2 protein-coding genes are annotated in these 1,870 nt (G+C 38.4%); both read right to left on the reverse strand.

The genetic code is table 11. From position 1 onward, the window contains the following. On the reverse strand, positions 1 to 429 hold a 429-nt coding region (locus tag AC1DUW_RS27420), incomplete at its 3' end, for a site-specific integrase (RefSeq protein WP_477644001.1). A gap of 59 nt (positions 430 to 488) precedes the next feature. After that, on the reverse strand, positions 489 to 1,796 hold the full coding sequence (gene trmFO, locus AC1DUW_RS27425) for an FADH(2)-oxidizing methylenetetrahydrofolate--tRNA-(uracil(54)-C(5))-methyltransferase TrmFO (protein ID WP_053345314.1): 1,308 nt from the start codon (positions 1,794 to 1,796) through the stop codon (positions 489 to 491). Positions 1,797 to 1,870 lie beyond the last annotated feature (74 nt).

The raw sequence follows: 1,870 nt of genomic DNA on the forward strand, positions 1-1,870 counted from the left end.
CAGTAATTCCAATAGTGCAGTGTTCCTTATTCCTATCGGTGAATCTTTCTTTAAAGAAGAAAATAACTGATTCATTTCTTCCTCATAAAGAAAACGTGGCAGCTTTTGATCCTTTTTAGGTAAAGAAGCAAGAGAAAAAGGATTATCCWTCACATCACCTTCACGTAATAAAAATTTATAAAAGCTCCGCAGGCAAGATGTTTTTCTTGCCACAGTTCGCTTAGAAAGTTTTTTCTCATATAAATTCGTTAAAAACAACCGGACATCAAAGTATTCGACAGACGTGACATCGGTAATCCCTTGTTCATTCAGGAACAATAAAAATTCGTGAATATCCCGTTTGTAATTTTCAATGGTGTAATGTGAACTGTTTTTTTCTATTTGTAAATATTCGATGAAGGATGATAATGCCTTATTTTGATTAATCATGGAAACACCTCGCAAAGGCTAATAAATAGTATCATACTTTAAAACAGCAGGCAAATATTTTACAAAGTTTTCACAAAGTTCTGAATTGTGTCTAAAGCGCGTTTAGCATGCATTTCATTCCGATCTTTTTTCGCTTTGATTCTAACTTCAAGGTCTGGAAGCAGGCCAAAGTTGGCATTCATCGGCTGAAAGCTCTTCCCATTAGTAGATGTAATGTACCTTGCCATACTACCCATTGTCGTTTCGGCAGGGAAAATGGTAGGCTCCAACCCTTGGATGATTCTCGCGGCATTGATACCCGCAACTAATCCTGATGCAGCTGATTCTACATATCCCTCTACACCAGTCATCTGACCGGCAAAGAATAAGTCATCGCGATTTTTGAACTGGTACGTAGGTTTTAGAACGTTAGGAGAGTTAATGAAAGTGTTGCGGTGCATAACTCCATAACGAACAATTTCAGCATTTTCCAATCCTGGTATAAGCTGCAGTACTTCTTTTTGCGGTCCCCATTTTAAATGTGTCTGAAAACCAACAATGTTGTAAAGAGTACCAGCTGCATCATCCTGTCGCAATTGGACTACAGCAAATGGTCGTTTTCCTGTTTTCGGATCTTCTAAACCAACTGGCTTCAATGGTCCGAATAACATCGTTTTCTTCCCACGTGATGCCATCACTTCAATTGGCATACACCCTTCGAAAAAGATTTCTTTTTCAAATTCTTTAAGAGGAACAGTTTCAGCAGAAATCAATGCTTCATAGAAACGGTCAAACTCTTCTTCCGTCATCGGACAATTCAAATAGGCTGCTTCCCCTTTATCATAACGGGATTTTAAATAAACCTTATCCATATTGATGCTTTCTTTTTCAAGAATTGGAGCAGCAGCATCATAGAAATATAAGTATTCTTCATCCATAATCTGCTTTAAGCTGTCAGATAGAGACTGACTTGTAAGCGGACCAGTGGCAATGACAGTAGGACCTTCAGGAATTTCTGTCACTTCTTCATTAATGACAGTAACATTTGGATGATTTTTCACCTTTTCTGTAACAAGACTGGCAAATTCATGACGATCGACAGCAAGTGCACCTCCGGCAGGAACAGCACAGGCGTCTGCTGCAGATATGATAACAGAATCCAAAATCCGCATTTCTTCTTTTAAAACACCTACAGCATTTGTTAAGGTATTTGCCCGAAGTGAATTGGAACAAACAAGTTCAGCGAATTTGTCGGTATGATGTGCTGGTGTTTGTTTTACCGGCCGCATTTCGTATAAATCTACTTTAATTCCTCTTTTAGCTAATTGCCACGCCGCTTCACTTCCTGCAAGCCCAGCGCCGATTACACTTACTTTTGCTTCTTTCATTTTTCGAACCTCCATGTATAGATATGATAAGACAGGATCATTTATCATTAAAATTGCTTTTATAAAAGACTTCA

The organism is Peribacillus sp. P4_C12 (genome assembly GCF_056402095.1).